Annotated in this window: 1 protein-coding gene; it reads left to right on the forward strand. The window is 35.5% G+C overall.

The features are described from left to right. The coding region (locus BZK24_RS08115; RefSeq protein ID WP_143424404.1) for a DUF874 family protein at nucleotides 1-327 on the forward strand (327 nt) is incomplete at both ends.

A 327-nucleotide genomic window follows, 5' to 3' on the forward strand; every position in this document is an offset into this window, starting at 1 on the left:
TAAAGAACAGAAAGATTTCATTAAATACGCAGAACAAAATTGCCAAGAAAAACATAATCAATTCTTTATTAAAAAAGGAGGAATTAAGGCTGGTATTGGTATAGAAGTAGAAGCTGAATGCAAAACCCCTAAACCCACAAAAACCAATCAAACCCCTATCCAGCCAAAACACCTCCCAAACTCTAAACAACCCCGCTCTCAAAGAGGATCAAAAGCGCAAGAGCTTATCGCTTATTTGCAAAAAGAACTAGAATTTCTGCCCTATTCACAAAAAGCTATCGCTAAACAAGTGGATTTTTATAAACCAAGTTCTATCGCTTATTTAGA

Source organism: Helicobacter pylori (genome assembly GCF_001998165.1).
GTDB lineage: Bacteria > Campylobacterota > Campylobacteria > Campylobacterales > Helicobacteraceae > Helicobacter > Helicobacter pylori_DL.